Below are 23324 nucleotides of genomic sequence, written 5' to 3' on the forward strand. Positions count from 1 at the left end.
GTCAGGCCTCCGCGGCGGCGGCCCTGCGGCGGCGTACGACCCAGAACGCGCCCGTGCCGACGGCGAGGGTCGCGCCCACGCCGATGACGCCGGCGAGGCCGCCGGAGAGGCGGGCGGTCTCGACGCCCTCGACGCCGTAGTCGGCGAGCGGTGAGCCGGCGGCGGCGTGCTCCTCGGCCTTGGCGTCGATGCCCTGGTCGGCGGCGACCTTCTCCAGGCCGTCGGGGCTGGCGGAGGCGTAGAAGGAGACGAAGCCGGCGAGGACGAGGGCGGTGACGACCCCGCCGATCCACAACTTCCTCGGGGATCCGCCGCCGGTCGCGGCCGCCGGGGCCGCGGGGGCCGCGTCGACCAGTTCGCCGTCGACGCGGAGCTTGAGCGGCGCGGTCAGGCCGCGGGCGCCGTACACGAGGTCGGGGCGGACGGCGATGACCGCGCCGACGGTCAGCATGGTGATGACGGCCTCGCCGATGCCGATGAGGACGTGCACGCCGACCATGGCGGTCAGGACCTTGGGCAGCGGTACGTCGGTGGTGCCGCCGACGGCGTAGACGAGGGTGAAGGCGGCGGCCGCGGCCGGTACGGAGACGAGCGCGGCGACGAAGGAGGCCACGGTCACCGAGGCGCGGGTGCGGGGCAGCACGAGGACGAGGCCGCGGAAGAGCCCGTAGGCGACGACGACGGTGACGACGCCCATGACGGTGATGTTCACGCCGAGGGCGGTGAGGCCTCCGTCGGCGAAGAGGACGCCCTGCATGAGCAGGACGACGGCGATGCACAGGACGCCGGTCCAGGGGCCGACGAGGATCGCGGCGAGCGCGCCGCCGAGCAGGTGTCCGCTGGTTCCGGCGGCGACCGGGAAGTTCAGCATCTGGACGGCGAAGACGAAGGCGGCGACGAGCCCGGCGAGCGGGGCCGTACGGTCTCCGCCGTGGCCTTCGGCGCCGGGGGCGCCTCCGAGTTCGCGCCGCGCTCCGCGCAGGCTCACGGCGACGGCGCCGGCGGCGACGACACCGGCGACGGCCGATACGGGGGCGTTGATGAATCCGTCAGGTACATGCACGTACCGAATGATGAGCGCTCTTGCGAAGAGCTTGCAAGAGCGCACGGGTCACAGAACGGCGGCGCGGCGGTCGCACGTGACCCCGCCCACACCCGCGGCCTTCCCGGCATGCGCCGCGCGCCCGCCGGGAAGAAGTGGAACATTAGTAGATAAGAGGACAAAAGGTGAGGAGCCTTCCCATGGCCGGCGCGCACGCAACCGAAGTCGACGACCACGCCAAGGGACGGATCATCAGTGACGCGCCGCTCTCCCGCCCGGTCCCGGTGTCCCTGCGTTACGACCCCGCGTTCTCCCCCGCGACGATCCGCCTCGGATTCCCCGGCGCCGTCGAGTGGTCCTTCCCCCGCGCGCTCCTGGAGACCGGCCTGCGCGCCCCGACCCGCCGCGGCGACGTCGAGGTCTGGCCCTGCGGCCGGGTCCAGACGATCGTCGAGCTCCACACGAACGACGGCGTCACGGTCGTCCAGTTCGACACCACGGCGCTGCTCCGGTTCCTCAGGCACACGTACGCCGCCGGTGCGTCGATGACGACACACTGACGGCGTACGGGGTACCGGGTACGGGGGATCAGGCCTTGACGAGGTCCGGCTTCGAGCCGGCGGCCTCCTCGTCGCGCTTCGCGAGACCCTCGCCCTCCACGTCCACGTTCGGCAGGATCCGGTCCAGCCACTTCGGCAGCCACCAGGCCTTGTGGCCCAGGAGCGCAAGCACGGCCGGGACGATCGCCATCCGGACCACGAAGGCGTCGAAGAGGACCGCGACGGCCAGGCCGAAGCCGATCATCTTGATCATCTGGTCGGTCATGCCGATGAAGCCGGAGAAGACCGCGATCATGATCACCGCGGCGGCGGTGACCACCCGGGCGCTGTGCCGGAAGCCGGTCACGATCGCCTCGCCGGGCCGCTCGCCGTGGACGTACGCCTCACGCATGCGGGTGACGAGGAAGACCTCGTAGTCCATCGCGAGACCGAAGACGACACCCACCATGAAGATCGGCATCATCGACATGATCGGGCCGGTCTGCTCGACCCCGAAGAGGCTGCCGAGCCAGCCCCACTGGAAGACCGCCACGACCGCGCCGAGGGCCGCGACCACCGAGAGCAGGAAGCCGAGGGCCGCCTTCAGGGGGACGAGGATCGAGCGGAAGACCACGGTCAGGAGCAGGAAGGCCAGGCCGACGACGAGGGCCAGGTACGGCACCAGGGCGTCGTTCATCTTCTGCGAGAAGTCGATGTTCATCGCGGTGGCGCCGGTGACGAGGACGTCGTCGCCGGTCGCGTCACGGATGTCGTGGACGAGGGTCTCGGTGGCGACCGAGGACGGCCGGTCCTTCGGGACCACGGTGATCATGGCGGCGTCGCCGGCCTTGTTCGGGGTCGCCGGGGTGACCGCCGCCCAGCCTTCGAGGCCCTTGATCGCGGAGACCGTCTTGTCGGCGGCCGCCTTGTCGCCGTCGACGACGACGAGCAGCGGGCCGTTGAAGCCGGGGCCGAAGCCGTCGGAGAGCGCGTCGTAGGCCCGGCGCTCGGTGGTGGAGGTCGGCTTGACGCCGTCGTCCGGGAGGCCCATCTCCAGGGAGGCGGCGGGCAGCGCGATCGCACCCAGTCCGAGGACACCGATGAGCAGCACCGTCACGGGGCGGCGGATGACGAGGCGGGCCCAGCGGGTGCCGCCGTTCGGCTTGTCGTCGGCCTCCTTCTTCAGGCCCTTGCGCTGCTTGCGGCCGATGACCTTGTCGCCGGCGAAGCCCAGCAGCGCCGGGATCAGGGTGAGCGCGATCAGTACGGCGATGACGACCGTGGCGGCGGCCGCGAAGCCCATCTTCGTCAGCATCGGGATGTTGACGACGGCCAGGCCGACCAGGGCGATGACGACGGTGAGTCCGGCGAAGACGACGGCGGATCCCGCCGTGCCGACCGCACGGCCCGCGGCGTCCTCCTTCTCGCGGCCCTCGGCCAGCTCCGCGCGGTAGCGGGAGACGATGAAGAGGGCGTAGTCGATGCCGACCGCGAGGCCGATCATCATCGCGAGGGTCGAGGTGGTGCTGCCGAGGTCGAGGACGTTCGCGAGCGCGGCGATCGACGAGACGCCGATGCCGACGCCGATGATCGCCGTGAGCAGCGGAAGCCCCGCGGCGACGAGCGAGCCGAAGGTCATGACGAGCACGATGCCGGCGATGATCACGCCGACGATCTCGCCCGCGCCGGTCGCCGGCATCGTCTGGAGGGCGTCACCGCCGACCTCGACGGTCAGCCCCTTGCCCTGGGCGTTCTCGCCGGCCTGGGTCAGGGCCTCGCGCGTCTCGTCGGTCAGCTCCATCGCGTTGACCTTGTAGGCGACGGAGACGTAGGCGGTCGAGCCGTTCTGCGACACGGCCTTCGCGGTGTACGGGTCGGCGACCGAGACGATCTGGTCCGAGCCGGACTTCAGCGCGGCGACGGTCTCCTCGACGACGGCCTTGTGGGCCGGGTCGGTCACCTTCTGGCCCTCGGGGGCCTTGAAGACGACGCGGGCCGTGGCCCCGTCGGCGCCGGCGCCGGGGAACCGCTCTTCGAGCAGGTCGAAGGCGCGCTGGGCCTCGGTGCCGGGAATCGAGAAGGAGCCGGAGGTGGGGGCGGGCGCGGTGGCGGCGCCGATCCCGGCTATCGCCAGGAGGGCCACCCAGAGGAGGGCGACGAGCCGTCGGCGCCGGAAGGCGGAACGGCCCAGCTTGTACAGGAACGTGGCCACGGGGGCGTACTCCCAGTGTGGGGTGGGACAGGACATGGGGAGCCGGCCCGACGGCGTGAGCGGTTCGACGTCAGGTGGAGAGGGGTGGAGCGGGTGGAGCAGGTCCATCGAGCAGTTGAAGCAGATGGAGCAGGTGCTTCTGGGGCTCAGACGCCGAGTGAGGGGAGCACGACGGCGTCGACATAGGCGCTGAGGAACGCGCGGTCGACCGGCTGATCGTCGATCAGCGGTCTGGCGACGAACGCACCGATCAGCATGTGGGGAATGAGCTTCAGCGCCGGGTTGGCGGCGTCGACCTCTCCCCTGCGGACCGCTCGGCGCAGCACTTCGTCGAGGCCGTTCATCTCGGGTTCGATGAGCAGCTCGCGCAGCGCCCGGTGCAGTTCGGGGTTGGTGTGGACGGCATGGGCCAGACCCCGCATCAGCGCGGAGTCCTTCTCCATCTGGCAGTCGTCGGTCCGCGCCATCAGCTCCTGGAAGTCGCCGCGCAGCGAGCCGGTGTCGATCTCGGAGAGATCGGCCGGCTTGTTGTGCCGCAGCGCCCGTGCGACCAGCTCGGGCTTGCTCCCCCACTGGCGGTAGAGGGTGGCCTTGCTGGAGTGGGTGCGGGCGGCGACGGCGTCCATGGTGAGGGCGTCGTAGCCGACTTCGCGGAGGAGCTCGAGCACGGCCGCGTACAGCTCGGACTCCCGCTCGGGAGTGAGTCTGCTGCGCGCCATGGCCGGCGCCTCCGATCGATATCAGCGAACGAAACGGTTTCGTACAGTACGAAGATACCCCCGCCCCTAGCGAAACGAAACCGTTTCGTACGTGTCCTGGACCACACAGCGGTTCACGCGCCGGTTCACGAAGCCGTTCACACCCCAGTTCACACGACACAAGACGCCCGCAAACACGTACGAGTTGCCTGACCCCCTTCACGCGGAAAGCATGGGGAGGTGAGTGACGACGTCGCGTATCTCCGTTTTCCGCACCTCCACGACGACCTGCTGTGCTTCGCAGCCGAGGACGACCTGTGGATCGCCCCGCTCGTTCCCGAGGGCGAACGCCCCGGCCGGGCCTGGCGCCTCACCGTCGACCGGACGCGGGTCGGCCACCCCCGCTTCTCCCCGGACGGGCGCCGGATCGCGTACACGAACTGGCGCAGCCTCGACCCCGAGATCCACCTCGTCCCCGTCGAGGGCGGGACCGCCCGGCGGCTCACCTACTGGGGCTCGACGGACACGCGGGTCTGCGGCTGGACGCCCCCCGACAAGGACGGCCGCTCCGACATCCTCGCCGTCTCCTCGCACGGGCAGCCCTTCTCGTACTTCTCCTGGGCCTACGACGTCCCCACCGACGGCTCCCCCGGCAAACGCCTGCCCTGGGGCCCGGTCTCCGACATCACCGTCATCGACGGCCACGGCGGTCACGACGGCAACGGCGGTCACGAGGGGGAGCGCCGCACCCTCCTCCTCACGGGCAAGCCGCCGCACGAACCGGCCGCCTGGAAGCGGTACCTCGGCGGCGCCACCGGACGGCTCTGGCTGCACGGCGAACGGCTGCTGCCCGACATCGGCGGACACCTCGACTCGCCCATGGCCGTCGACGGCCGGATCGCGTTCCTCTCCGACCACGAGGGCGTCGGCAACCTCTACTCCTGCCTGCCCGACGGCACCGACCTGCGCCGCCACACCGACCACGCCGAGTTCTACGCCCGGCACGCCTCCAGCGACGGACACCGGGTCGTCTACCAGTGCGGCGGCGACCTGTGGATCGTCGACGCCCTCACCGCCGACTCCCGGCCGCGGAAGCTGGACGTACGGCTCGGCGGTCAGCGCGTCGGCAGGCGCGCCTACCAGGTTCCCGCCGCCCACCACATCGACGCGCTCTCCGTCGACGAGACCGGCCGCGCCAGCGCCGTCTCCGTGCGCGGCAGCCTGTACTGGCTGACACACCGCGACGGCCCGGCCCGCACCATCGTCGACACCCCGGGCGTCCGGGTCAGGCTCCCGGAGATGCTCGGCAGCGGCGGCCAGGTCGCGTACGTCACCGACGCCGAGGGCGAGGACGCCGTCGAGGTCGGCTATCTGCCGCGCGCCAGCGGCGACCGGCCGCCGCGCCGCCTCGCCTCCGGCGACCTGGGACGGGTCGAGGAACTCGTCGCCGACCCGGACGGCGAACGGCTCGCCATCGCCTCCCACGACGGGCGGCTCCTCCTCCTCGACGCAACGGAGGACTCCAACGGCGAGGTGACGGAGCTGATCCGCTCGGTCAACGGCCCCGTCCGCGACCTCGCGTTCTCCCCCGACGGCGCCTGGCTCACCTGGTCCCACCCCGGCATCGGCCGCTCCCTGCGCTCCATCAAGATGGCCCGGATCGCGGGCCCCGGCGCCCGGACCGTCGTCGACGTCACCAACGGCCGCTTCGAGGACGAGAACCCGGTCTTCACCCGCGACGGCCGCTACCTCGCGTTCCTCTCCTGGCGGGGCTTCGACCCGGTGTACGACGTGCACACCGGCGACCTGTCGTTCCCGCTCGGCTGCCGCCCCTACCTCGTCCCGCTGTCCTCCGCCACGCCCTCCCCGTTCGCGCTGCTGCCCGACGGGCGGCCGGCGGCCGGCGGCCTCGACCCCGCCGACGACGACACGGACACCGGCGACGGCACCGTCACCGTCGAGATCGAGGGGCTCCCCGAGCGGGTCACCCCCTTCCCCGTCGCCGCCTCCAAGTACTCCGGCCTGCACCCGGTCAGCGGCGGCGGCCTGGTCTGGCTGCGCTGGCCCATCTCGGGCGCGCTGGGCGAGACCTTCGCCAACCCGGCCGACACCTCGGGCCGCCCCACCCTGGAGCACTTCTCCATCGTCAAGGCCCGCAAGAGCGAACTCGCCAAGGACCTCGACTGGTTCTCGGTCAGCGGCGACGGCACCCGGCTCGTCGTCGCCGACGAGGGCGAACTGCGGGCCGTGCCCGCCACCGAGTCCGGGGACGGCGACTCCACCGTCTACCTGGACCTGCGGCGCATCCTGCACGAGGTCGACCCGGGCGCCGAATGGCGGCAGGCCTTCGACGAGGCCGGCCGGATCGTCCGCGCCTACTTCTGGGAGCCCGGCATGGGCGGCGTCGACTGGACGGCCGTACTCGACCAGTACCGGCCGCTCGTCGAACGGGTCGCGTCCCCCGACGAGTTCGCCGACCTGCTGCGCGAGGTGATGGGCGAACTGGGCACCTCGCACGCGTACGTCACCCCAGCCCGCCGCAACGAGGGCCCGCCGCACTACCAGCGGCCCATGGGGCTCCTCGGCGCCAACCTCGTGCCCCGGGAGGCCGGCTGGACGGTGAAGCGGATCCTGCCCGGCGAGTCCTCCGACTCCAAGGCCCGCTCGCCGCTCGCCGGCACCGGCATCCGCGAGGGCGCCGTCCTCACCCATGTCGACGGCCGGCCCGTGGACCCGGTCACCGGCCCGTACCCGCTGCTCTCCGGCACCGGCGGCACCACCGTCGAACTCACCTTCACCCCCGCCGAGGGCGAGGGCCGCGCGCGCCGCGTCGCCGTCGTCCCGCTCGTCGACGAACGCCCGCTGCGCTACCAGGACTGGGTCGCCAAACGCCGGGCGGTCGTGCGGGAGGTCAGCGGCGGCCGCTGCGGCTACCTCCACATCCCCGACATGGGCGGCTCGGGCTGGGCCCAGTTCAACCGCGACCTGCGCATGGAGGTCTCCCGGCCCGCCCTCATCGTCGACGTGCGCGGCAACGCGGGCGGCAACATCAGCGAGCTCGTCATCGAGAAGCTCACCCGCCGGATCCTCGGCTGGGACCTCACCCGCAACGCCCAGCCCGTCGCGTACGCCTCGAACGCCCCGCGCGGCCCCGTGGTCGCCCTCGCCGACGAGGCGACCTCCTCCGACGGCGACATGATCACCGCCGCCTTCAAGCTCCTCGGCCTCGGCCCGGTCGTCGGCCAGCGCACGTGGGGCGGTGTCGTCGGCATGACCGGCCGCCACCGGCTCGGCGACGGCACCCAGATCACCGTCCCGATGAACGCGGCCTGGTTCCCCGAGTACGGCTGGTCCCTGGAGAACCACGGCGTCGAACCCGACCTCGCGGTCCTGCGCACCCCCCTCGACTGGGCCGAGGGCCGGCACGCCCAGCTCGACGACGCGGTCCACATCGCCCTCGCCCTCCTCACGGAGACCCCGGCGGCGAGCCCCCCGGGCTACGAGGACCTCCCGGACCGCTCACGCCCGAAACTGCCCCCTAGGGACGCCCCCTAGAGGCCAGCGAGGTCCAACTCGTAGGCGGTACCGGCCCGCCCGTCGATCGTCACGCTCCCGACCGCACCGAAACCGACCCGCCCGAGCACGGCCCTCGACCCGTCGTTGTCGAGGGTCGTGACGGCGGTCAGCCGGCTCAGCCGGTACGCGTCCCGCGCCAGCCGGCACACCTCCCGCACCCCGGCCGTCGCCACCCCGCGCCCGGCCGCCCGCTCGGCCACCCGGTACCCCAGCTCGGCCGCCCCGTCGACGACGTCGACCAGGTTGAACCGCCCGAGGACCGCCCCGCCCTCCCCCACGAGCACATGGAAGTGCACCGCCCCGGCCTCCTGCTCACCGAGCAGCGCCCGGTGCCGCGCCTCGAAGTCCCTGAAGTACGCGTCCCCCCGATCGGGCACGGACGCGGCGAAGTACGCCCGGTTCTCCCGCTCGAAGGCGAGCAGGGCGGACGCGTGATCGGATCGCAGTCGCTCAAGTACGGCCATGCCGATCACCGTACGAAGATCCACCGCGTGACGCGCGTGAGTTATGCGCCATCATGCTCGGCATGCACGCGCTGATCAGGACCGAGGACGACCACGTCTGGGGCGTCTGCCCCACGGTGGAGGGGCTGTACGGGGATCCCGAGCGCGGGACGTACGAACTCAGGGGCTGGGTGCCGGACGACGCGGGCGTGCGGGAGGGATGGCTCGGCGAGTCGGTGTGGCTGGTGCCTGCGGACGTCGGACACGGCCGCTCGCCCGGGGAGCACCCGGAGCGCCCGGAGTACGAGGAGTACGCGGAGTACCGGGAGCACGACGCCTGGCTCCTGACGGACGCGGAGGCCGTCCGCGTGACGGGCGACCTCGTCCTCACCGGTGAGGACGACCACGTGGGCCCGCCCGAGAGCCACCGGGGCCCCGTCCGGTTGCACGACGGTCGCCGATGGCTCGGCTCCTGCGAGGAGTTCACCCGCGTCCAGCCGGCCCCCCGCCCCCGTCGCCCGCTCGTCCTTCGCGGCCTCGTACCGGGCGAGGAGCTGCGGGAGGCCTTGGAGAAGGGGACCCGGCGGGCTCTGGAACTGGAACAGGTCGAGCTGGAGCTGCGGGACCGGCGGGGCGAGCCGCTGACCAGCCGGCTGATGTGGGGCCGGGTCGCCGGGTGGAGGCCCTCGGCGCTCGGATCCGATCCGACCGACCGGCCCGACCGGCCCGAGCTGACCGACCGGCCCGACCAGACGCACCAGCTCGACCTGATCGACCTGGAGCTGGACGGCACGTTCCACCACCCCGTCCCCGCGTGGGCACGGCCCGTGTGGGAGCGCTGGCTGACGGGACCGCCCGAGGAGCCCGGCGCCTGGGCCGGGCTCGACACCCGGCTGCGCGGCGCCTGGCACGACCTCGTCAGGGAACGGGCCGGCCGGCGCACGTTCCAGGACCGGCCGGCGGGGACCACGTACGAACTCGACGGCCGGCACGTCACCGACGAGCCCGGCCTCTGGCTCGCCCTCGGCGAGGCGGTGAACGGCCCCGGCGGCTACTTCGGCGGAAACTTCGGCGCTCTCCACGACTGCCTGGGCGGGTTCTTCGGCTTCACCCCGCCGGGCACCCTGGTCTGGCGGAACTCCGCCGTCGCCCGCACGCACCTCTCCCGGCTGCTGTCGCCGGAGGGCGAGCCGTACGACCTCTTCGCATCGATACTCGGCGCCCTGGCGGAGGACGGGATGCGGGTCGTGGAGGCCTGAGCCCGAGGCCCCCGCACGCGCGAAAGGCGCACCCGGTGTCGCGGGTGCGCCTTTGCGGTTCGCAACGGTGCGTCAGGCGTCGCGGTCCTGGTCCATGCGGTCCCGGTCCATGCGGTCCTGGGCCTCCTGGCGGGCCCGGCGGGCCTGCTCCTCGGGGCGCTCACGGCCCTGGGAGGCGCGTTCGGACGCTTCGTCCTTCGCCTTGCCCATGGCCTCCTTGGCCTGCTGCTTGAGCTGCTCCGACTTGTCCTTGAACTGGTCCTGCATGCCCATGGAAGTTCACTCCTAGAAGGCTGTGAGAGGAAGGGGGCGTCTCGCCCCCTGGCCTCGACCAGCCTTGCACGGGCAAACATTCCACGCATTTCGATCAGTGACGCTCCGTGAGGGCCACGGGGAAAGCCCGTCAGGCGCGCTCCGTCCGCTCCTGTTCGTCCGCCGCTCCGCCCGCGCCCACCAGGCCCTTGGAGACCGAGCCCAGACGGGGCTCGAAGCGCTTCATCTCGCGCTGGCCGACCGTGGCGATGAGGCCGGGGAGGTAGCCCCGTACCGACTGCATCCCGCGCAGCCACCACTGCGCGTACACATGGGCGGAGCGCCGCTCGATGCCCGCCACGATCCGGTCGACGGCCGGGCCGAGCGGGTACGTGCGGTTCGACGGCCACGGCAGCCGCTGCCGCAGCTCCTTCATCACGTCGTCCTGGTCGGCGCCCCGCACCATGTCCGTGTCGGTCCAGGAGAGGTAGCCGACGCCGACCTTCACCCCCTTGTACGCGACCTCGGCGCGCAGGCTGTGCGCGAAGGCCTCGACGCCCGACTTCGAGGCGCAGTACGCCGTCATCATCGGCGCCGGGGTGAGCGCGGCGAGCGAGGCGATCTGGAGGAAGTACCCGCGCGACTCCATGAGGACCGGCAGGAACGCCCGGCCCGTCACCGCGCCGCCGATGAGGTTGACCTCGATGACCCGCCGCCAGGCGACGGGGTCGGAGTCGACGAACGGACCGCCCGCCGCCACACCGGCGTTGGCCACGACGATGTCGACCTTCCCGAACCGTTCCTTCACCTCGGCCGCGACCCGCGCCATCGCCTCGTGGTCCGTGACGTCGGCGTGCCACCAGTCGGCCTCGGTGTGCAGCCGGCCGGCGACCTCCTTGAGCTGCTCCGGCTCCAGGCCGACGAGCGCGATCTTCGCGCCGCGCGCGGACAGCTTGCGGGCGAGGAGTTCGCCGACGCCCCGGGCCCCTCCGGTGACGACCGCGACCTGCCCTTCCAGGCTCACCCTGCTCATGCCTCTGCCTCCTCGTTCTCCCGCTCCCCGGACTTCACTCCCAGGTACGTGAGGGTCAGTTCGCGGATCTGCGCGGTGACGGCCTCCGGGGCCTCCACCGGTGTCATGTGGCCCATGCCGGCCAGTTCGACGAGCCCCGTGCAGTGCGGCAGCGCCTCCGCCATCGCGCGGGAGTGGACGGCCGGGGTGAGCCGGTCGGCGGTGCCGACGAGCACGGCCACCGGCAGCCGCAGCTCCCGCAGGCCCGCTCCGAGGTCAAGGCCTGCCAGCACCTGCGACCAGCCGTACCGCGCCCCGCGCGGACAGGCGTGCACGATCCGGGCGCAGGCGTCGACCCGCTCGGGCGCGGAGCCCGGTCCCATCGTCGCGTACTTGAGGATCCTCTTCGAGACGGCGTTGACCGGTCCGAGCGGCGCCTTCGCGCCGAGGACCGCCTTGGTGAGGCGGCTGCGCAGACCGCCCGGCCGCAGTGGTACGACGGTGGCCTCGGCCGTCAGCCGGGAGGGCCCGGTGGAGCAGAGCAGGACGGCGGCGGCGTGCTGCCGGAATCCCGGCCGCCCGGCAGCCGCCATGATCGTCATGCCGCCCATGGAGTGGCCGGCCAGGACGGCCCGTTCGCCGGGGCCGAGGGTGGCGGCGAGCACGGCCTCCAGGTCGTCGGCGAGCGCCGTCGTGGAGTACCCGCCGGGAGCTGCCGCAGGGGATTTGCCGTGGCCGCGCTGGTCGTAGGCGATGACCCGGTGGTCGGCGGCGAGCGCCCGTATCTGCTCGGCCCAGAAGGCGGTCGAGCAGGTCCAGCCGTGGGCGAGGACGACGGCGGGCGCGCCCTCGGGGCCGTACACCTCGACGTGGATCCTTGCGCCGTCGGCGGAGACGGCGGTGAGTTCGCGGGAGGCGGACAGCGAGGTCAGGTGCCGGTTCACTGGGCGGCCTCCTGCTTGCGGCCGGCGGTGCGGGTCTTCTTCGGCACGGAGACCGGCTTGGGCGCGCGCAGCACCTCGTACTCGGAGAGGTCGACCTGCCGGGTCTCGCGCCGGAACTCGCCCGTGGTGCCCGGCCACAGCGTGGTGTTGCGTCCGTTGGCGTCGAGGTACCAGCTCTCGCAGCCGCCCGCCTTCCACACGGTCCGCTCCATCCGGGCCTGCACCTTGCGGTTCCAGGCGCCGACGGCGGAGGGCCGGACGGCGAGGGCGGCGCGTCCGCCGAGCACGTTCAGCTGACGCAGGTAGTCGGCCATGTAGTTCAGCTGGGACTCGATCATGAGGATCATCGAGGAGTTCCCGAGGCCCGTGTTGGGGCCGATGACCGTCATGAAGTTGGGGAATCCGGCGGCGGTGGCGCCGCGCAGCGCCTCCATGCCGCCCTTCCAGCTCTCGGCGAGGGTCTTCCCCTCCGCGCCGACGACCCGCTCGGCGATCGGCATGTCGGTGACGTGGAAGCCGGTGCCGAAGACGATCGCGTCGACCTCGGTCTCGGTGCCGTCGGCGGCGACCACGGTCGAGCCGCGGACCTCGCGCAGGCCGGAGGCGACGACGTCGACGTTGGGCTGGGCGACCGCCGGGTAGTACGTGCTGGAGAGCAGGATCCGCTTGCAGCCGATGCGGTACGAGGGCGTCAGCTTGGCCCGGAGGACCGGGTCCTTGATCGCCTTGGCGATGTTGGCCTTGGCGAGCTTCTCGACGAGCCCGAGTTCGTTCGGGTGCTTGGTGAAGGCGCCGACCTGGAGTTCGCGGATGCCCCAGAGCAGACCGCGGCGCAGGGTGCCGGTGACGGGCACGGCGCGGTGGAGCCAGCGCTCGGGGCCGCTGATCGCCCGGTCCATGCGGCGCATGACCCAGGGGGGCGTGCGCTGGAAGAGGGTCAGCTTCGCGACCTGGGGCTGGATCGCGGGCACGATCTGGATGGCGGAGGCGCCGGTGCCGATCATGGCGACGCGCTTGCCGGTGAGGTCGTAGTCGTGGTCCCAGCGGGCGGAGTGGAAGACCTTGCCGGGGAAGTCGGCGAGCCCCGGGATGTCGGGGATCTTGGGGTCGGAGAGCGGCCCGGTGGCTGAGACGACGACCTCGGCGCTGAAGGAGCCCTCGCTCGTCTCGATCTCCCAGCGGAGCGCCTCGGCGTCCCACTCCATCCGCAGCACCTCGTGGCCGAGGCGGAGGTGGGGCCGGATCCCGAAGGTGTCCGTGACATGCTCCAGGTACGCGCGGATGTGGCGCTGTCCGGAGAAGGTCCGCGGCCAGTCGGGGTTGGGCGCGAAGGAGAAGGAGTAGAGGTGGGAGGGGACGTCGCAGGCGCAGCCGGGGTAGCTGTTGTCCCGCCATGTGCCGCCCACGGAGTCGGCCCGTTCCAGGACCACGAAGTCGGTGATCCCCTCGCGGCGCAGCCGGACGGCGGCCCCGAGGCCACCGAATCCCGATCCGATCACCGCCACCCGTACGTGCTCGTGCTTCGCCATGCCGCCTCCCGTGCGCCCGGCCAATCACGCCAGCAATCACTGGCACAGTCGGGACTGTAGAGCAGCTCCATACCGAGCGGTAGGGGTACGGCAAGGGAAAGTTACCGGCGGTACAACATAGGCTGGCGTGCGTGGCAGAAGGATCGGACAGGGACGCACGCGCGGGCGCGGGCAAGAGCGCTCTCTCAAGCACGTCCCCAGGCACGCCTGCAGGCACGCCCTCAGGCACGTCCCCAGGCGCACAGACCGGCGTACGCGAGTACCGCATGGAAGAGCTGGCCACCGCCGCCGGCATCACCGTGCGCACCCTGCGCTTCTACCGCGAACGCGGCCTGATCCCACCGCCCCGCCGCGAAGGCCGGATCGCCTGGTACGACGAACAGCACCTGGCCCGGCTGCGCACCATCGCCGCCCTCCTGGAGCGCGGCCACACCCTCACCGGCATCGCCGACCTCACCAGCGCCTTCGAGAGCGGCCGCAACGTCCGCGAGGTCCTCGCGCTCGACTCCCCCAGCGAGGAGGAGCCCGTCCGCCTCACCCCGGAGGAACTCGCCGACCACTTCGCCGGTGAGGTCACCCCGGAGAACCTCGCCGCGGCCCTCGACCTCGGCTACCTCGCCACCGACGGCGAGGAGATCGTCCACATCAGCCGCCGCCTGCTCGACGTCTCCGCCGCCCTCGTCCGCGAGGGCGTCCCCCTCGCGGAGGTACTCAAGGCCGGCGCCCGGGTCCGCGAGCACGCCGACGCCCTCGCGGAGCTGTTCACCGACCTGCTGCGCACCCACGCCGCCGAGGACGACCTGTGGCGGCTGCGCCCCCTCGCCAAGAGCGTGGTGGAGGCCGAACTGTCGATGGCGCTCGACCGGCGGCTGCGCCCCGCGCCCCCCGGGGACACGGCCTCATGACCGCCTGACAGGTTCTTCGAAAGTTCTTCATCACCCCGCTCCTACGGTCGGTTCCACACACCGAGGAACGGGAGAACGCATGAGGACCGAGCGGATACGGCTCGCCGCGGCGGCCACGGTCATGGCAGCTCCTCGGTGATGCGGGTGACGGACTGCCGGTCGGCTGCGGCGGACTCGCGGAGCTGGCCGGGGGCCTGGCGGAGGGTGAGCCAGGCGGTGGCGGCGGTGGCCGCGACGGCAACGATCAGGATGAGCGAGAAGACCCGGACCCGGAAACTCACGCGTCCCGCCCCGCTTCGCCGTCCGAGAGGCGGTAGCCGCGCCCGTACACGGTCTCCAGCAGGCGGGGCCGGGCCGGATCGGGCTCCGGCTTCAGCCGCAGGTTCCGGACGTGGGCGTCGACGGTGCGCTCCAGGACGTCGCTGTCGAAGCCGAAGACACGCTCGATGATCCGCGCCCGCGTATGGACCCGCCCCGGCTCACGGGCCAGGAACTCCAGGAGGGAGAACTCCTTGGAGGTCAGGACGACCGGGCGGCCCGCGACCCGCACCTCGAACCGGCCGGTGTCGAGCTCGATCTCGCCCACCCGCAGCAGCTGTCGCGGACGGCGGCGCCGCCCGCCCGGGACCTGCGCAGGAGGGCGCGGACCCGGGCGGTCAGTTCGCGCGGGCTGTACGGCTTGGTGAGGTAGTCGTCGGCGCCGAGGTCGAGTCCGAGGAGCATGTCCTCCTCGGTGCTGCGGGCGGTGAGAAGCAGGATCGGCACGTCGGATCCCTCGGAGCGCAGGATGCGGCACACGTCGAGCCCGTCGACGAAGGGCAGCATGACGTCGAGGACGACGAGGTCCGGCCGCACGGAACGGACCCGCTCCAGCGCGGAGCGCCCGTCGGCGACGACCTGGACGGTGTCGCCTTCCCGCTCCAGGTAGATCCGGATGAGCCGTGACTGCTTCGCGTCGTCCTCGGCGACCAGAATGCGCGCGCCCAACGATGCCCCCACCCCTCGACGGACGAATCGGCTACAGCTCGTAGACGGCGGTCACGGGCGCGTGGTCGCTCCACCGCTGCTCATGGGTGGCGGCCCGCTCGACGTAGGCCTTCACGGCCTTGGCTGCGAGACCAGGGCTGGCGATCTGGTAGTCGATCCGCCAGCCGGAGTCGTTGTCGAAGGCCCGTCCGCGGTAGGACCACCAGGAGTAGGGCCCTTCCTGCTCGGGGTGGAGCGCCCGCACGACGTCGACGTAACCCCCGTCGGCCTCGTCGAGGACCCTGCCGAGCCACTCCCGCTCCTCGGGCAGGAAGCCGGCGTTCTTCTTGTTCGCCCGCCAGTTCTTGAGGTCGGCCTCGCGGTGGGCGATGTTCCAGTCGCCGCAGACGACGACCTCACGCCCGTCGGCGGCGGCCCGGGTCCTGAGCTCCTTGAGATAGGGCAGGAACTCGCCCATGAACCGGTACTTCTCGTCCTGGCGCTCGGTGCCGACCTCGCCGGAGGGCAGGTAGAGGCTGGCGACGGTCACGCCGGGCAGGTCGGCCTCGACGTACCGGCCGCTGCCGTCGAACTCGCTCGACCCGAAGCCGACGCGCACCCGGTCGGGCTCGCGCCGCGTGTAGAGGGAGACCCCGGCGCGCCCCTTGGCGGCGGCGGGGGCGTGGACGGTGAACCAGCCCTCGGGCGCGCGCACCTCGACGGGCAGCTGCGTCTCCTCGGCGCGCACCTCCTGGAGACAGACGGCGTCGGCGGAGGTGCCGGCCAGCCACTCGACGAAGCCCTTCTTGGCGGCGGCCCGAAGCCCGTTGACATTCACGCTGGTGACAGTGAGCATCCCGGGAGAATACCGACACCACCGCATCGCATACATGTACGATACTCCGCATGAACATCCAGCCCACGCCTTACGACCACCCCGACGCCGTCAAACTCAACGACGCGGTCCAGGCGGAGTACGCCGTCCGCTACGACGACGAGGGCGATGTCACACCGCTGGACGCCGGAATGTTCGTCCCGCCCCACGGCCTCTACCTCCTGGCGTACGACCCCGAGGGCAGCCCCGTCGCCACCGGCGGCTGGCGCACCCAGGACAAGAACGACCAGGGCTACGAGAACGGCGACGCCGAACTCAAGCGCATGTACGTGATCCCCGAGGCCCGCGGCCTGGGCCTGGCCCGCCGCATCCTGGCAGCACTGGAATCCGACGCCCGCGAGGCCGGCCGCACCCGCATGGTCCTCGAGACGGGCACGGCCCAGCCGGAGGCGATAGCCCTCTACACCTCCAGCGGCTACGCACCCTGCCCGAAGTTCGGCCACTACCGCGACTACCCGAACAGCCGCTGCTTCGCGAAGCCGCTGACCTGACGGGCCACCACCACGAAATGACGGATCGCCAGGCGTGAGAACGCCTGGCGATCCGTCATTTTGCGCGCAACATTGAAAAGCCATGTGACATGTGCCATTTTACAGCGCAGCCCGTCACGGACGGGATCCCTCCCCCACCCAGGAGCGAACCTTGCGCGCCATGGTCCTCGTCACCGCCCTGCTCACAGCCGCCGTCGCGGCCGCCCCCGCCCAGGCGGCCTCGCCCGAGCCCCCGCCGAGCCACGTCTTCGCGGACCCGGGCCAGCGCCCGGCCCACGGCAAGGCCACAGCCGTCCCCGGCGCGACCGGCACCACCGGCGGCAGGCTGGAGTCGCGGATCCTGCCGATCGTCCACGACTGCAGCCCGTCGCTCCGGATCCGGGCCCAGGAGATGACCACCGCCCAACTGGCGGCCACCTGCGCGAGCCTGGCGAACCAGGACGCCTACTTCCACGGCGTGGTCAAGGACTCAGGGCCCGTCGCGAACGACTTCAACACCACCCTGGAGGTCGATGTCTTCAACTCGAGCGCCGACTACAAGGCCTACGCGAGGAAGATCTACGGCATCGACACGAACAACGGCGGCATGTACCTGGAGGGAGACCCCTCCGCGCCGGGCAACCAGCCGCGGTTCATATGTTACGAACGCACCGACGTGAGTCCCGGATGGCAGATCTGGAACCTGAACCACGAGTACACCCACTACCTCGACGGCCGCTACGACCTGTACGGCGACTTCGGCGACAGCCAGACCACCCCCACCGTGTGGTGGGGCGAGGGCATCGCGGAGTACGTCTCCTACTCCTACCGCGGCCTCACCTACACCAACGCGATAGCCGAGGCCGGCAAGCACACGTACGCCCTGCGCACGCTGTTCGACACCACCTACGCCAACAGCGACGTCAACCGCACGTACAACTGGGGCTACCTCGCCGCCCGCTACATGCTCGAAAGGCACCCGGCCGACGTCGCCACCGTGCTGGGCCACTACCGCACCGGCAACTGGACGGCCGCACGTTCCTTCCTCACCTCGCTGGACTACGAGAGCGACTGGAACGCCTGGCTCACGGCCGTGGCGGCGGGCGCCTGACCGGTTCGTCGTGGAGCGGCAGGCCCCGCACGCCTGATCCGCCGTGACCGAACGACGAAAATCCCGCCCGATCTTACGATCGGACGGGATTCCCGGTGTCTGTGGACCTGTGGGGATTTGAACCCCAGACCCCCTCGATGCGAACGAGGTGCGCTACCAGACTGCGCCACAGGCCCTTGCGACGTGTGAAACATTAGCATCCCGATCGACGAGAACAAAAATCGCTTCCGCCGCAGGTCAGCCGGGGGCCGTCGCCGGTCCCCCGGCCGATCACTCGTTCGCCGCCCTGGGGCGGTCGTCGTCCGCGTACTGGTCGAAGAGGGGCGTGCGGCCGTGGTCACGGCCGCGGCGGGGCTGGGTGGTGCGCTGGCGGGGCGCCGGGGACGGTGCCGGGGCCGGGTCGGCCGCCGTCGAGGAGCGGGCCGCGCTCCAGGTCTCCGGGTCCGTGATGTCGATGCCGCTCGTGGCGCGCGGGGCGACCGGGGCGGTGACGTACGTGGGGAGCGGGACCGGCACCGGGTCCCAGCTGTCGCCGCGGGCCGGGCCGCGGTCGCGCTGCTGGTCGACCCACTCCGCGTGGTCGGTCTGCTCGACCAGGGCGCGCCGGTCCGCCTCCTGCGGGGAGGGGGCCGCCGAGCGTTCGGGGGACGGTTCGGGCGTGGGGGCCGGGCGCCTGCTCTCGCGGAGCCGGGCCGCGGCGGCCTCGGCGCGCCGGCGGTCCATCACGTACACGAAGCGGCGTCGTTCCTGGACCCGCAGATGGACGATGTACGCGCTGAGCAGCAGGGCGGGGACGGCCGGCGCCCACAGGAAGGCGATGCCACCGACGGCGGCGACGACCGCGCCGAGGGTGAACCCCGCGAAGAGGAGCGTCGTGGTGCGACGGCGCCGGGCGAGGACCTTGCCGCGGCGGGCGCGCTCGGCGGCGGCGCCGGTGGCCGGGCGGGCCGGCGCCTGCGCCGAAGCCTGCGCCTGGGCCTGGGCCTGGGCCTGGAGCGGGGCCTGCGCCGGGTGAGGCGCGGGTTCCGGTTCGGGTTCCGGGAGCTCCAGGCGCGCTTCCGTCCTGGCCGCGGGCGCGGAGAAGGCCCGGACGTCGACCGAGCTCAGATGCTCGGTCTCCGCGTCCGGGTCCACGTCGGGCGTCGGACCCTCCGCCGTACGGTCCCGCTCCTTGAGCTCCTTGGCGTACCGGCGCTCCATGCCCGCCCGTCCGGAAAGCAGCCGGATGGCGGTGCTGAAGCGTTCCGTCGGACGGGCTTCGTTCAGCTCGTCCTGCCTGCGGAGCCACATCGGCACCAAGTAGGCGGCCCAGGCCCCGACGATGACTGCGTAGATGAGGCCGCTGCTGCTCACGGTTCACACGGTAGAGGGGTTCGCGTGACGGCATCGGCCAATTGGCCCGGTGTGTCGCACGATCTGGCTGATATCACTGAACTTTTTTGTGATTGTTCAGATCGTTTGCCTGACAACTACCGATTGAATTCGAACATCTATTTTATTCTGTTCTGGCGCCAGCGGCGCAACAGCCCCTCCGGCACTTCCTCCGCCGTCAGCGCGAAGACCAGATGGTCCCGCCACGCGCCGTCGATGTGGAGATAGCGGGGGCGCATCCCCTCCTCGCGGAAGCCGAGTTTCTCCACGACCCGGCGCGAAGGGCCGTTCTCCGGGCGGATGCAGACCTCCATCCGGTGCAGACCCACCGAGCGGAAGCAGTGGTCGACGGCGAGCGCGACCGCCGTCGGCATCACCCCGCGCCCGGCCACCTCGCTGTCCACCCAGTACCCCACGTGCCCGGAGCACATCGAACCCCAGGTGATGCCGGCCACCGTCAACTGGCCGACCAGCCGCCCCCGGTACTCGATCACGAACGGCAGCATCCGGCCCGCGTTCGCCTCCGACCGCAGATGGCGGACCATCTGACGGTACGTCGGCCGCTGCGCGACCGGGCCGCCGGGAGCCGGCGGCGGGACCGTCGCCTCCCAGGGCCGCAGCCACTCGCGGTTGCGCCGGTTCACCTCACGCCAGGCCGCGTGGTCGCGCATCCTTATCGGGCGGAGCACCACCTCGTCGTCCACGAGGACCACGGGCCAGGACGGGATCACGACGGTCTCGGATGGTCGCCGCCACGGATCTGGTCGACGGCGTGCCGGAGGATCGGTTCCAGGACGGTCAGGCCGTCCCGCACCCCGCCGGACGACCCCGGCAGGTTCACGATCAAAGTGCCGCCCGCGACCCCCGCGAGGCCGCGCGAGAGCGCCGACGTCGGCACCTTCTCCCGGCCGAACGCGCGGATCGCCTCCGGGATGCCCGGGATCTCCCGCTCCAGGACCCGCCGGGTCACCTCGGGGGTCTCGTCGGTGGGCGAGATGCCCGTACCGCCGGTGGTGACGATGACGTCGTACCCGGCGGCGACCCCGGCGCGCAGGGCCGCCTCGACGGGCGCCCCGTCCGGGACGACCTGCGGTCCGTCCACGGCGAACCGCATCCGGGTCAGGCCCTCGGCGATCAGAGGGCCGCCCTTGTCCTCGTAGACCCCGGCGGAGGCCCGGTTGGAGGCGGTGACGACCAGCGCGCGGTAGGCCGCGGCCGGGACCTCCTCCGGCGGCCCGGCGGGCTCCTCGTGCTCGTGGGTCCCCGCCACCCGGCCCGCGCGCGTCACGCCTCGGCCCTCGTCCAGTGGCCCGACTTGCCGCCCGTCTTCTCCTCCACCCGTACGTCGGAGATGACCGCGCCCTTGTCGACCGCCTTGATCATGTCGACGACCGTCAGGGCGGCCACGGAGACCGCCGTCAGGGCCTCCATCTCGACGCCCGTGCGGTCCGTGGTCTTCACCGTCGCCAGGATCTCGACCGCGTCGTCCGTGACCGCCAGATCCAGGGTCACGCCCGAGACGGCCAGCGGGTGGCAGAGCGGGATGAGGTCCGGGGTCTTCTTGGCGCCCATGATCCCGGCGATCCGGGCGGTCGCGAGCGCGTCGCCCTTCGGGACGCCCTCGCCGCGCAGCAGCTCGATCACGCGCGGCGAGACGAGCACCCGCCCGCTGGCACGGGCGGTGCGGGACGTGACGTCCTTCGCCGATACGTCGACCATGCGGGCCGCGCCCGCCTCGTCGATGTGGGTGAGACCTTGCTGCGTGCTCATGGCCGTGACACTCCCGGTCGCTGTATGGGGACGACACCGTACCCCCACCCTCGCTCCCTCAGCCGAGGAGGACCACTTCCAGCTCGGTGCCCGGCTCCACCGTCTCCGTGTCCTCCGGGACCACGAGCAGGCAGTCCGCGTGCGCCAGGGCCGCGATCAGGTGGGAGCCCGCGCCGCCCACCGGGGTGACGGTGCCCGCCTCCGGGTCGTACGTCCCCCGGAGGAACTGGCGGCGCCCGGCGGGTGACGACAGCGCCTTGTCCGCGACGAGCTCCGCCCGCACCCGCGGCCGGTGCAGGTCCTCGACGCCCATGAGGGCGCGGATCGCGGGGCGGACGAACAGCTCGAAGGAGACGTACGACGAGACCGGGTTGCCCGGCAGCGCCAGGAGCGGGATCTGCTCGGCGCCGATCGCGCCGAAGCCCTGCGGCTTGCCCGGCTGCATCGCCAGCTTGCGGAAGTCGACCTGCCCGTCGGCGGTCAGCGCCTCCTTCACCACGTCGTACGCGCCGACGCTCACCCCGCCCGTGGTCACGATCAGATCGGCCCGGATGAGCTGGTCCTCGATCGTGGCGCGCAGCGACTCCGCGTCGTCGGCGACGGCCCCCACCCGGTAGGCGAGGGCGCCCGCGTCCCGTGCCGCCGCGGCGAGCGCGAAGCTGTTGGAATCGTGGATCTGGCCCTCGCCCAGCGGCTCGCCGGGCTGGACCAGCTCGCTGCCGGTGGACATGACGACGACCCGGGGGCGGGGCCGGACCTTCACGGTGCCCCGGCCGATGGCCGCGAGCAGGCCGATCTGCGGCGGGCCCAGGACCGTGCCCGCCGCGAGGGCCAGCTCCCCGGCCCGTACGTCGCTGCCCGCCCTGCGGACATGAGCGCCCGCCTCGGCGGACCGGTGCACCCGGACCTCGCCGGCCGCGCCCTCGGGTGCGGCGCTGGCGGCGGTCATGCCGGTGGCCGCTCCCCCGCCCGTACCGCCGTCGGTCCACTCGACGGGGACGACGGCCTCGGCGCCGGGCGGCAGCGGGGCGCCGGTCATGATGCGGGCGGCCTGGCCGGGGCCGACCTCGGGCAGACCGCCCGCGCCCGCCGCGACGTCGCCGACGACGGTGAGGACCGCGGGGAACTCCTCGGTGACACCGGCGACATCGGCGACCCGGACCGCGTACCCGTCCATGGAGCTGTTGTCGAAGGGCGGCAGCGCGACCGGCACCGTCACGTCCTCGACGAGGACACAGCCCTGCGCGTCGAGGAGTTGCAGTTCGATGGGTTCGAGCGGGCCGACGGTCGCGAGGATGTCGGCCAGGTGCTCGTCCACCGACCACAGACCGCGGGCCGGGCCCGCGCAGGGGTCCGCACCCTGCTGGTGGTCGTGGTCGTCGTGGGACGGCGACGGTGCCGCGCTGCTGCTCAAGGTCCTACATCTCCTCGCTGACGTATCTCCGGAGCCAGGCCCGGAAGTCCGGTCCCAGATCTTCACGTTCGCACGCGAGTCTGACAATGGCACGCAGATAGTCACCGCGGTCACCGGTGTCATAGCGGCGCCCCTTGAAGACGACGCCGTGCACCGGGCCGCCGATCTTCTCGTCGGAGGCGAGCTTCTGCAGCGCGTCGGTCAGCTGGATCTCGCCGCCGCGGCCCGGCCCGGTCTCCCGCAGCATCCCGAAGACGGCCGGATCCAGGACGTAGCGGCCGATGATCGCGTAGTTGCTGGGCGCCTCGTCCGCGTCCGGCTTCTCGACGAGGCCCGTCACCTTCACGACGTCCGAGTCGACGGTCGCCTCGACCGCGGCGCAGCCGTACAGGTGGATCTGCGAGGGCTCGACCTCCATGAGGGCGATCACGCTGCCGCCCTCCCGCTCCTGGACCTCCACCATCCGGGAGAGCAGCGGGTCGCGGGGGTCGATCAGGTCGTCGCCGAGGAGGACCGCGAAGGGCTGGTCGCCGACGTGCGGGGCGGCGCAGAGCACGGCGTGGCCGAGGCCGCGCGGGGCGCCCTGGCGCACGTAGTGCATGGTGGCGAGGTCGCTGGACTCCTGGACCTTGGAGAGGCGCTCGGCGTCGCCCTTCCGGCTCAGGGCCTCCTCCAGCTCGTAGTTCCGGTCGAAGTGGTCCTCCAGGGGACGCTTGTTCCGTCCGGTGATCATCAGGACGTCGGAGAGTCCGGCCGCGACGGCCTCCTCGACGACGTACTGGATGGCCGGCTTGTCGACGACCGGCAGCATCTCCTTCGGCGTCGCCTTGGTCGCCGGGAGGAAGCGGGTGCCGAGGCCGGCGGCCGGGATGACAGCCTTGCTGATCCGGCCGAGCCTGGGGAGCGACTGATTCAT

At 72.1% G+C, this 23324-nt stretch carries 21 protein-coding genes, 1 tRNA gene and 2 pseudogenes; 6 read left to right on the top strand and 18 right to left on the bottom strand.

The features are described 5' to 3' along the window. Nucleotide 1: 1 nt before the first annotated feature. Nucleotides 2-1063, bottom strand: a complete 1062-nt coding sequence (locus tag ACIA8N_RS25810) for an energy-coupling factor ABC transporter permease (protein WP_365778516.1) — start codon at nt 1061-1063, stop codon at nt 2-4. Between the two features lie 179 nt (nt 1064-1242). Here ACIA8N_RS25810 and ACIA8N_RS25815 point away from each other — a divergent pair, with 179 nt between their 5' ends. After that, on the top strand, nt 1243-1602 hold the full coding sequence (locus ACIA8N_RS25815) for an SsgA family sporulation/cell division regulator (RefSeq protein ID WP_365778514.1): 360 nt from the start codon (nt 1243-1245) through the stop codon (nt 1600-1602). Between the two features lie 28 nt (nt 1603-1630). Here the strand turns inward: ACIA8N_RS25815 and ACIA8N_RS25820 are convergent, their stop codons facing one another. Both ACIA8N_RS25820 and ACIA8N_RS25825 read right to left on the bottom strand, forming a co-directional pair. Further along, the gene (locus tag ACIA8N_RS25820; protein WP_365778512.1) at nt 1631-3793 is read right to left on the bottom strand and encodes an MMPL family transporter; all 2163 of its coding nucleotides are present in this window, start codon (nt 3791-3793) and stop codon (nt 1631-1633) included. A gap of 146 nt (nt 3794-3939) precedes the next feature. After that, nucleotides 3940-4512 carry a TetR/AcrR family transcriptional regulator gene (locus ACIA8N_RS25825; RefSeq protein ID WP_365778510.1) on the bottom strand — a complete coding sequence of 191 codons (573 nt, stop codon included), beginning with the start codon at nt 4510-4512 and terminating at the stop codon, nt 3940-3942. 219 nt (nt 4513-4731) lie between these two features. On the opposite strand from ACIA8N_RS25825, the gene ACIA8N_RS25830 reads away from it, so the two are divergent. Further along, entirely contained in the window at nt 4732-8046 is a 3315-nt protein-coding gene (locus ACIA8N_RS25830) for a S41 family peptidase (protein WP_365778508.1), read from the top strand. Here ACIA8N_RS25830 and ACIA8N_RS25835 read toward each other — a convergent pair. Next, nucleotides 8043-8531, bottom strand: a complete 489-nt coding sequence (locus tag ACIA8N_RS25835; protein WP_365778506.1) for a GNAT family N-acetyltransferase — start codon at nt 8529-8531, stop codon at nt 8043-8045. The genes ACIA8N_RS25830 and ACIA8N_RS25835 overlap by 4 nt on opposite strands. A gap of 62 nt (nt 8532-8593) precedes the next feature. On the opposite strand from ACIA8N_RS25835, the gene ACIA8N_RS25840 reads away from it, so the two are divergent. After that, nucleotides 8594-9769: a barstar family protein gene (locus ACIA8N_RS25840; protein WP_365778504.1), complete on the top strand. Its 1176-nt coding sequence runs from the start codon at nt 8594-8596 to the stop codon at nt 9767-9769. A gap of 72 nt (nt 9770-9841) precedes the next feature. Here the strand turns inward: ACIA8N_RS25840 and ACIA8N_RS25845 are convergent, their stop codons facing one another. The 4 genes from ACIA8N_RS25845 to ACIA8N_RS25860 all read right to left on the bottom strand — a co-directional run bounded on the left by ACIA8N_RS25845 (nt 9842) and on the right by ACIA8N_RS25860 (nt 13506). After that, nucleotides 9842-10042, bottom strand: a complete 201-nt coding sequence (locus ACIA8N_RS25845) for a hypothetical protein (RefSeq protein ID WP_365778502.1) — start codon at nt 10040-10042, stop codon at nt 9842-9844. Nucleotides 10043-10172: 130 nt separating this feature from the next. Then, nucleotides 10173-11054 carry an SDR family oxidoreductase gene (locus tag ACIA8N_RS25850; RefSeq protein WP_030546581.1) on the bottom strand — a complete coding sequence of 294 codons (882 nt, stop codon included), beginning with the start codon at nt 11052-11054 and terminating at the stop codon, nt 10173-10175. Next, the gene (locus ACIA8N_RS25855; RefSeq protein WP_365778500.1) at nt 11051-11977 is read right to left on the bottom strand and encodes an alpha/beta hydrolase; all 927 of its coding nucleotides are present in this window, start codon (nt 11975-11977) and stop codon (nt 11051-11053) included. The genes ACIA8N_RS25850 and ACIA8N_RS25855 overlap by 4 nt, the downstream gene beginning before the upstream one ends. Continuing rightward, entirely contained in the window at nt 11974-13506 is a 1533-nt protein-coding gene (locus tag ACIA8N_RS25860) for an NAD(P)/FAD-dependent oxidoreductase (RefSeq protein WP_365778498.1), read from the bottom strand. Before ACIA8N_RS25860 ends, ACIA8N_RS25855 begins: the two co-directional genes overlap by 4 nt. 266 nt (nt 13507-13772) lie before the next feature. Here ACIA8N_RS25860 and ACIA8N_RS25865 point away from each other — a divergent pair, with 266 nt between their 5' ends. Beyond that, complete coding sequence (locus ACIA8N_RS25865) at nt 13773-14411, top strand: MerR family transcriptional regulator (protein ID WP_365778496.1); 639 nt, start codon at nt 13773-13775, stop codon at nt 14409-14411. 119 nt (nt 14412-14530) lie between these two features. Here ACIA8N_RS25865 and ACIA8N_RS25870 read toward each other — a convergent pair whose 3' ends face one another. The 3 genes and pseudogenes from ACIA8N_RS25870 to ACIA8N_RS25880 form a co-directional block, all read right to left on the bottom strand. Then, nucleotides 14531-14692 (bottom strand): hypothetical protein, encoded by a 162-nt coding sequence (locus tag ACIA8N_RS25870; RefSeq protein ID WP_365778494.1) that lies wholly within the window; start codon nt 14690-14692, stop codon nt 14531-14533. Further along, nucleotides 14689-15398, bottom strand: a pseudogene (locus ACIA8N_RS25875) (response regulator transcription factor). The gene ACIA8N_RS25870 and the pseudogene ACIA8N_RS25875 overlap by 4 nt, the downstream one beginning before the upstream one ends. A gap of 31 nt (nt 15399-15429) precedes the next feature. Next, nucleotides 15430-16233, bottom strand: coding sequence for an exodeoxyribonuclease III (locus ACIA8N_RS25880; protein ID WP_365778492.1), 804 nt, complete (start codon nt 16231-16233; stop codon nt 15430-15432). Nucleotides 16234-16283: 50 nt separating this feature from the next. Between ACIA8N_RS25880 and ACIA8N_RS25885 the strand changes: the two genes are divergently transcribed. Together ACIA8N_RS25885 and ACIA8N_RS25890 are read left to right on the top strand one after the other, a co-directional pair. Then, nucleotides 16284-16763, top strand: a complete 480-nt coding sequence (locus ACIA8N_RS25885; RefSeq protein ID WP_365778490.1) for a GNAT family N-acetyltransferase — start codon at nt 16284-16286, stop codon at nt 16761-16763. A gap of 322 nt (nt 16764-17085) precedes the next feature. Next, nucleotides 17086-17847 (top strand): annotated as a pseudogene (locus ACIA8N_RS25890) (collagenase); the annotation flags it as partial. A gap of 108 nt (nt 17848-17955) precedes the next feature. Here the strand turns inward: ACIA8N_RS25890 and ACIA8N_RS25895 are convergent. The 7 genes from ACIA8N_RS25895 to galU all read right to left on the bottom strand — a co-directional run bounded on the left by ACIA8N_RS25895 (nt 17956) and on the right by galU (nt 23324). Beyond that, nucleotides 17956-18029 (bottom strand) — tRNA-Ala (locus tag ACIA8N_RS25895). A 94-nt stretch (nt 18030-18123) separates the two neighbouring features. Beyond that, nucleotides 18124-19206 (bottom strand): gephyrin-like molybdotransferase receptor GlpR, encoded by a 1083-nt coding sequence (glpR, locus tag ACIA8N_RS25900; protein ID WP_365778488.1) that lies wholly within the window; start codon nt 19204-19206, stop codon nt 18124-18126. Nucleotides 19207-19343: 137 nt separating this feature from the next. After that, the gene (locus tag ACIA8N_RS25905; protein WP_030224059.1) at nt 19344-19955 is read right to left on the bottom strand and encodes a GNAT family N-acetyltransferase; all 612 of its coding nucleotides are present in this window, start codon (nt 19953-19955) and stop codon (nt 19344-19346) included. After that, on the bottom strand, nt 19952-20494 hold the full coding sequence (locus ACIA8N_RS25910; RefSeq protein WP_365778775.1) for a MogA/MoaB family molybdenum cofactor biosynthesis protein: 543 nt from the start codon (nt 20492-20494) through the stop codon (nt 19952-19954). Before ACIA8N_RS25910 ends, ACIA8N_RS25905 begins: the two co-directional genes overlap by 4 nt. Nucleotides 20495-20508: 14 nt before the next feature. Next, a complete protein-coding gene (gene moaC / locus ACIA8N_RS25915) occupies nt 20509-20994 on the bottom strand; it encodes a cyclic pyranopterin monophosphate synthase MoaC (protein ID WP_030546596.1) in 486 nt (161 codons plus the stop codon). 58 nt (nt 20995-21052) lie between these two features. Then, nucleotides 21053-22408, bottom strand: coding sequence for a gephyrin-like molybdotransferase Glp (glp, locus tag ACIA8N_RS25920; RefSeq protein WP_399416795.1), 1356 nt, complete (start codon nt 22406-22408; stop codon nt 21053-21055). 4 nt (nt 22409-22412) lie between these two features. Continuing rightward, nucleotides 22413-23324, bottom strand: coding sequence for a UTP--glucose-1-phosphate uridylyltransferase GalU (galU, locus tag ACIA8N_RS25925; RefSeq protein WP_365778485.1), 912 nt, complete (start codon nt 23322-23324; stop codon nt 22413-22415).

Origin of the sequence: Streptomyces sp. NPDC051822 (assembly GCF_044452745.1) — a bacterium.
Taxonomy (GTDB): Bacteria; Actinomycetota; Actinomycetes; order Streptomycetales; family Streptomycetaceae; genus Streptomyces.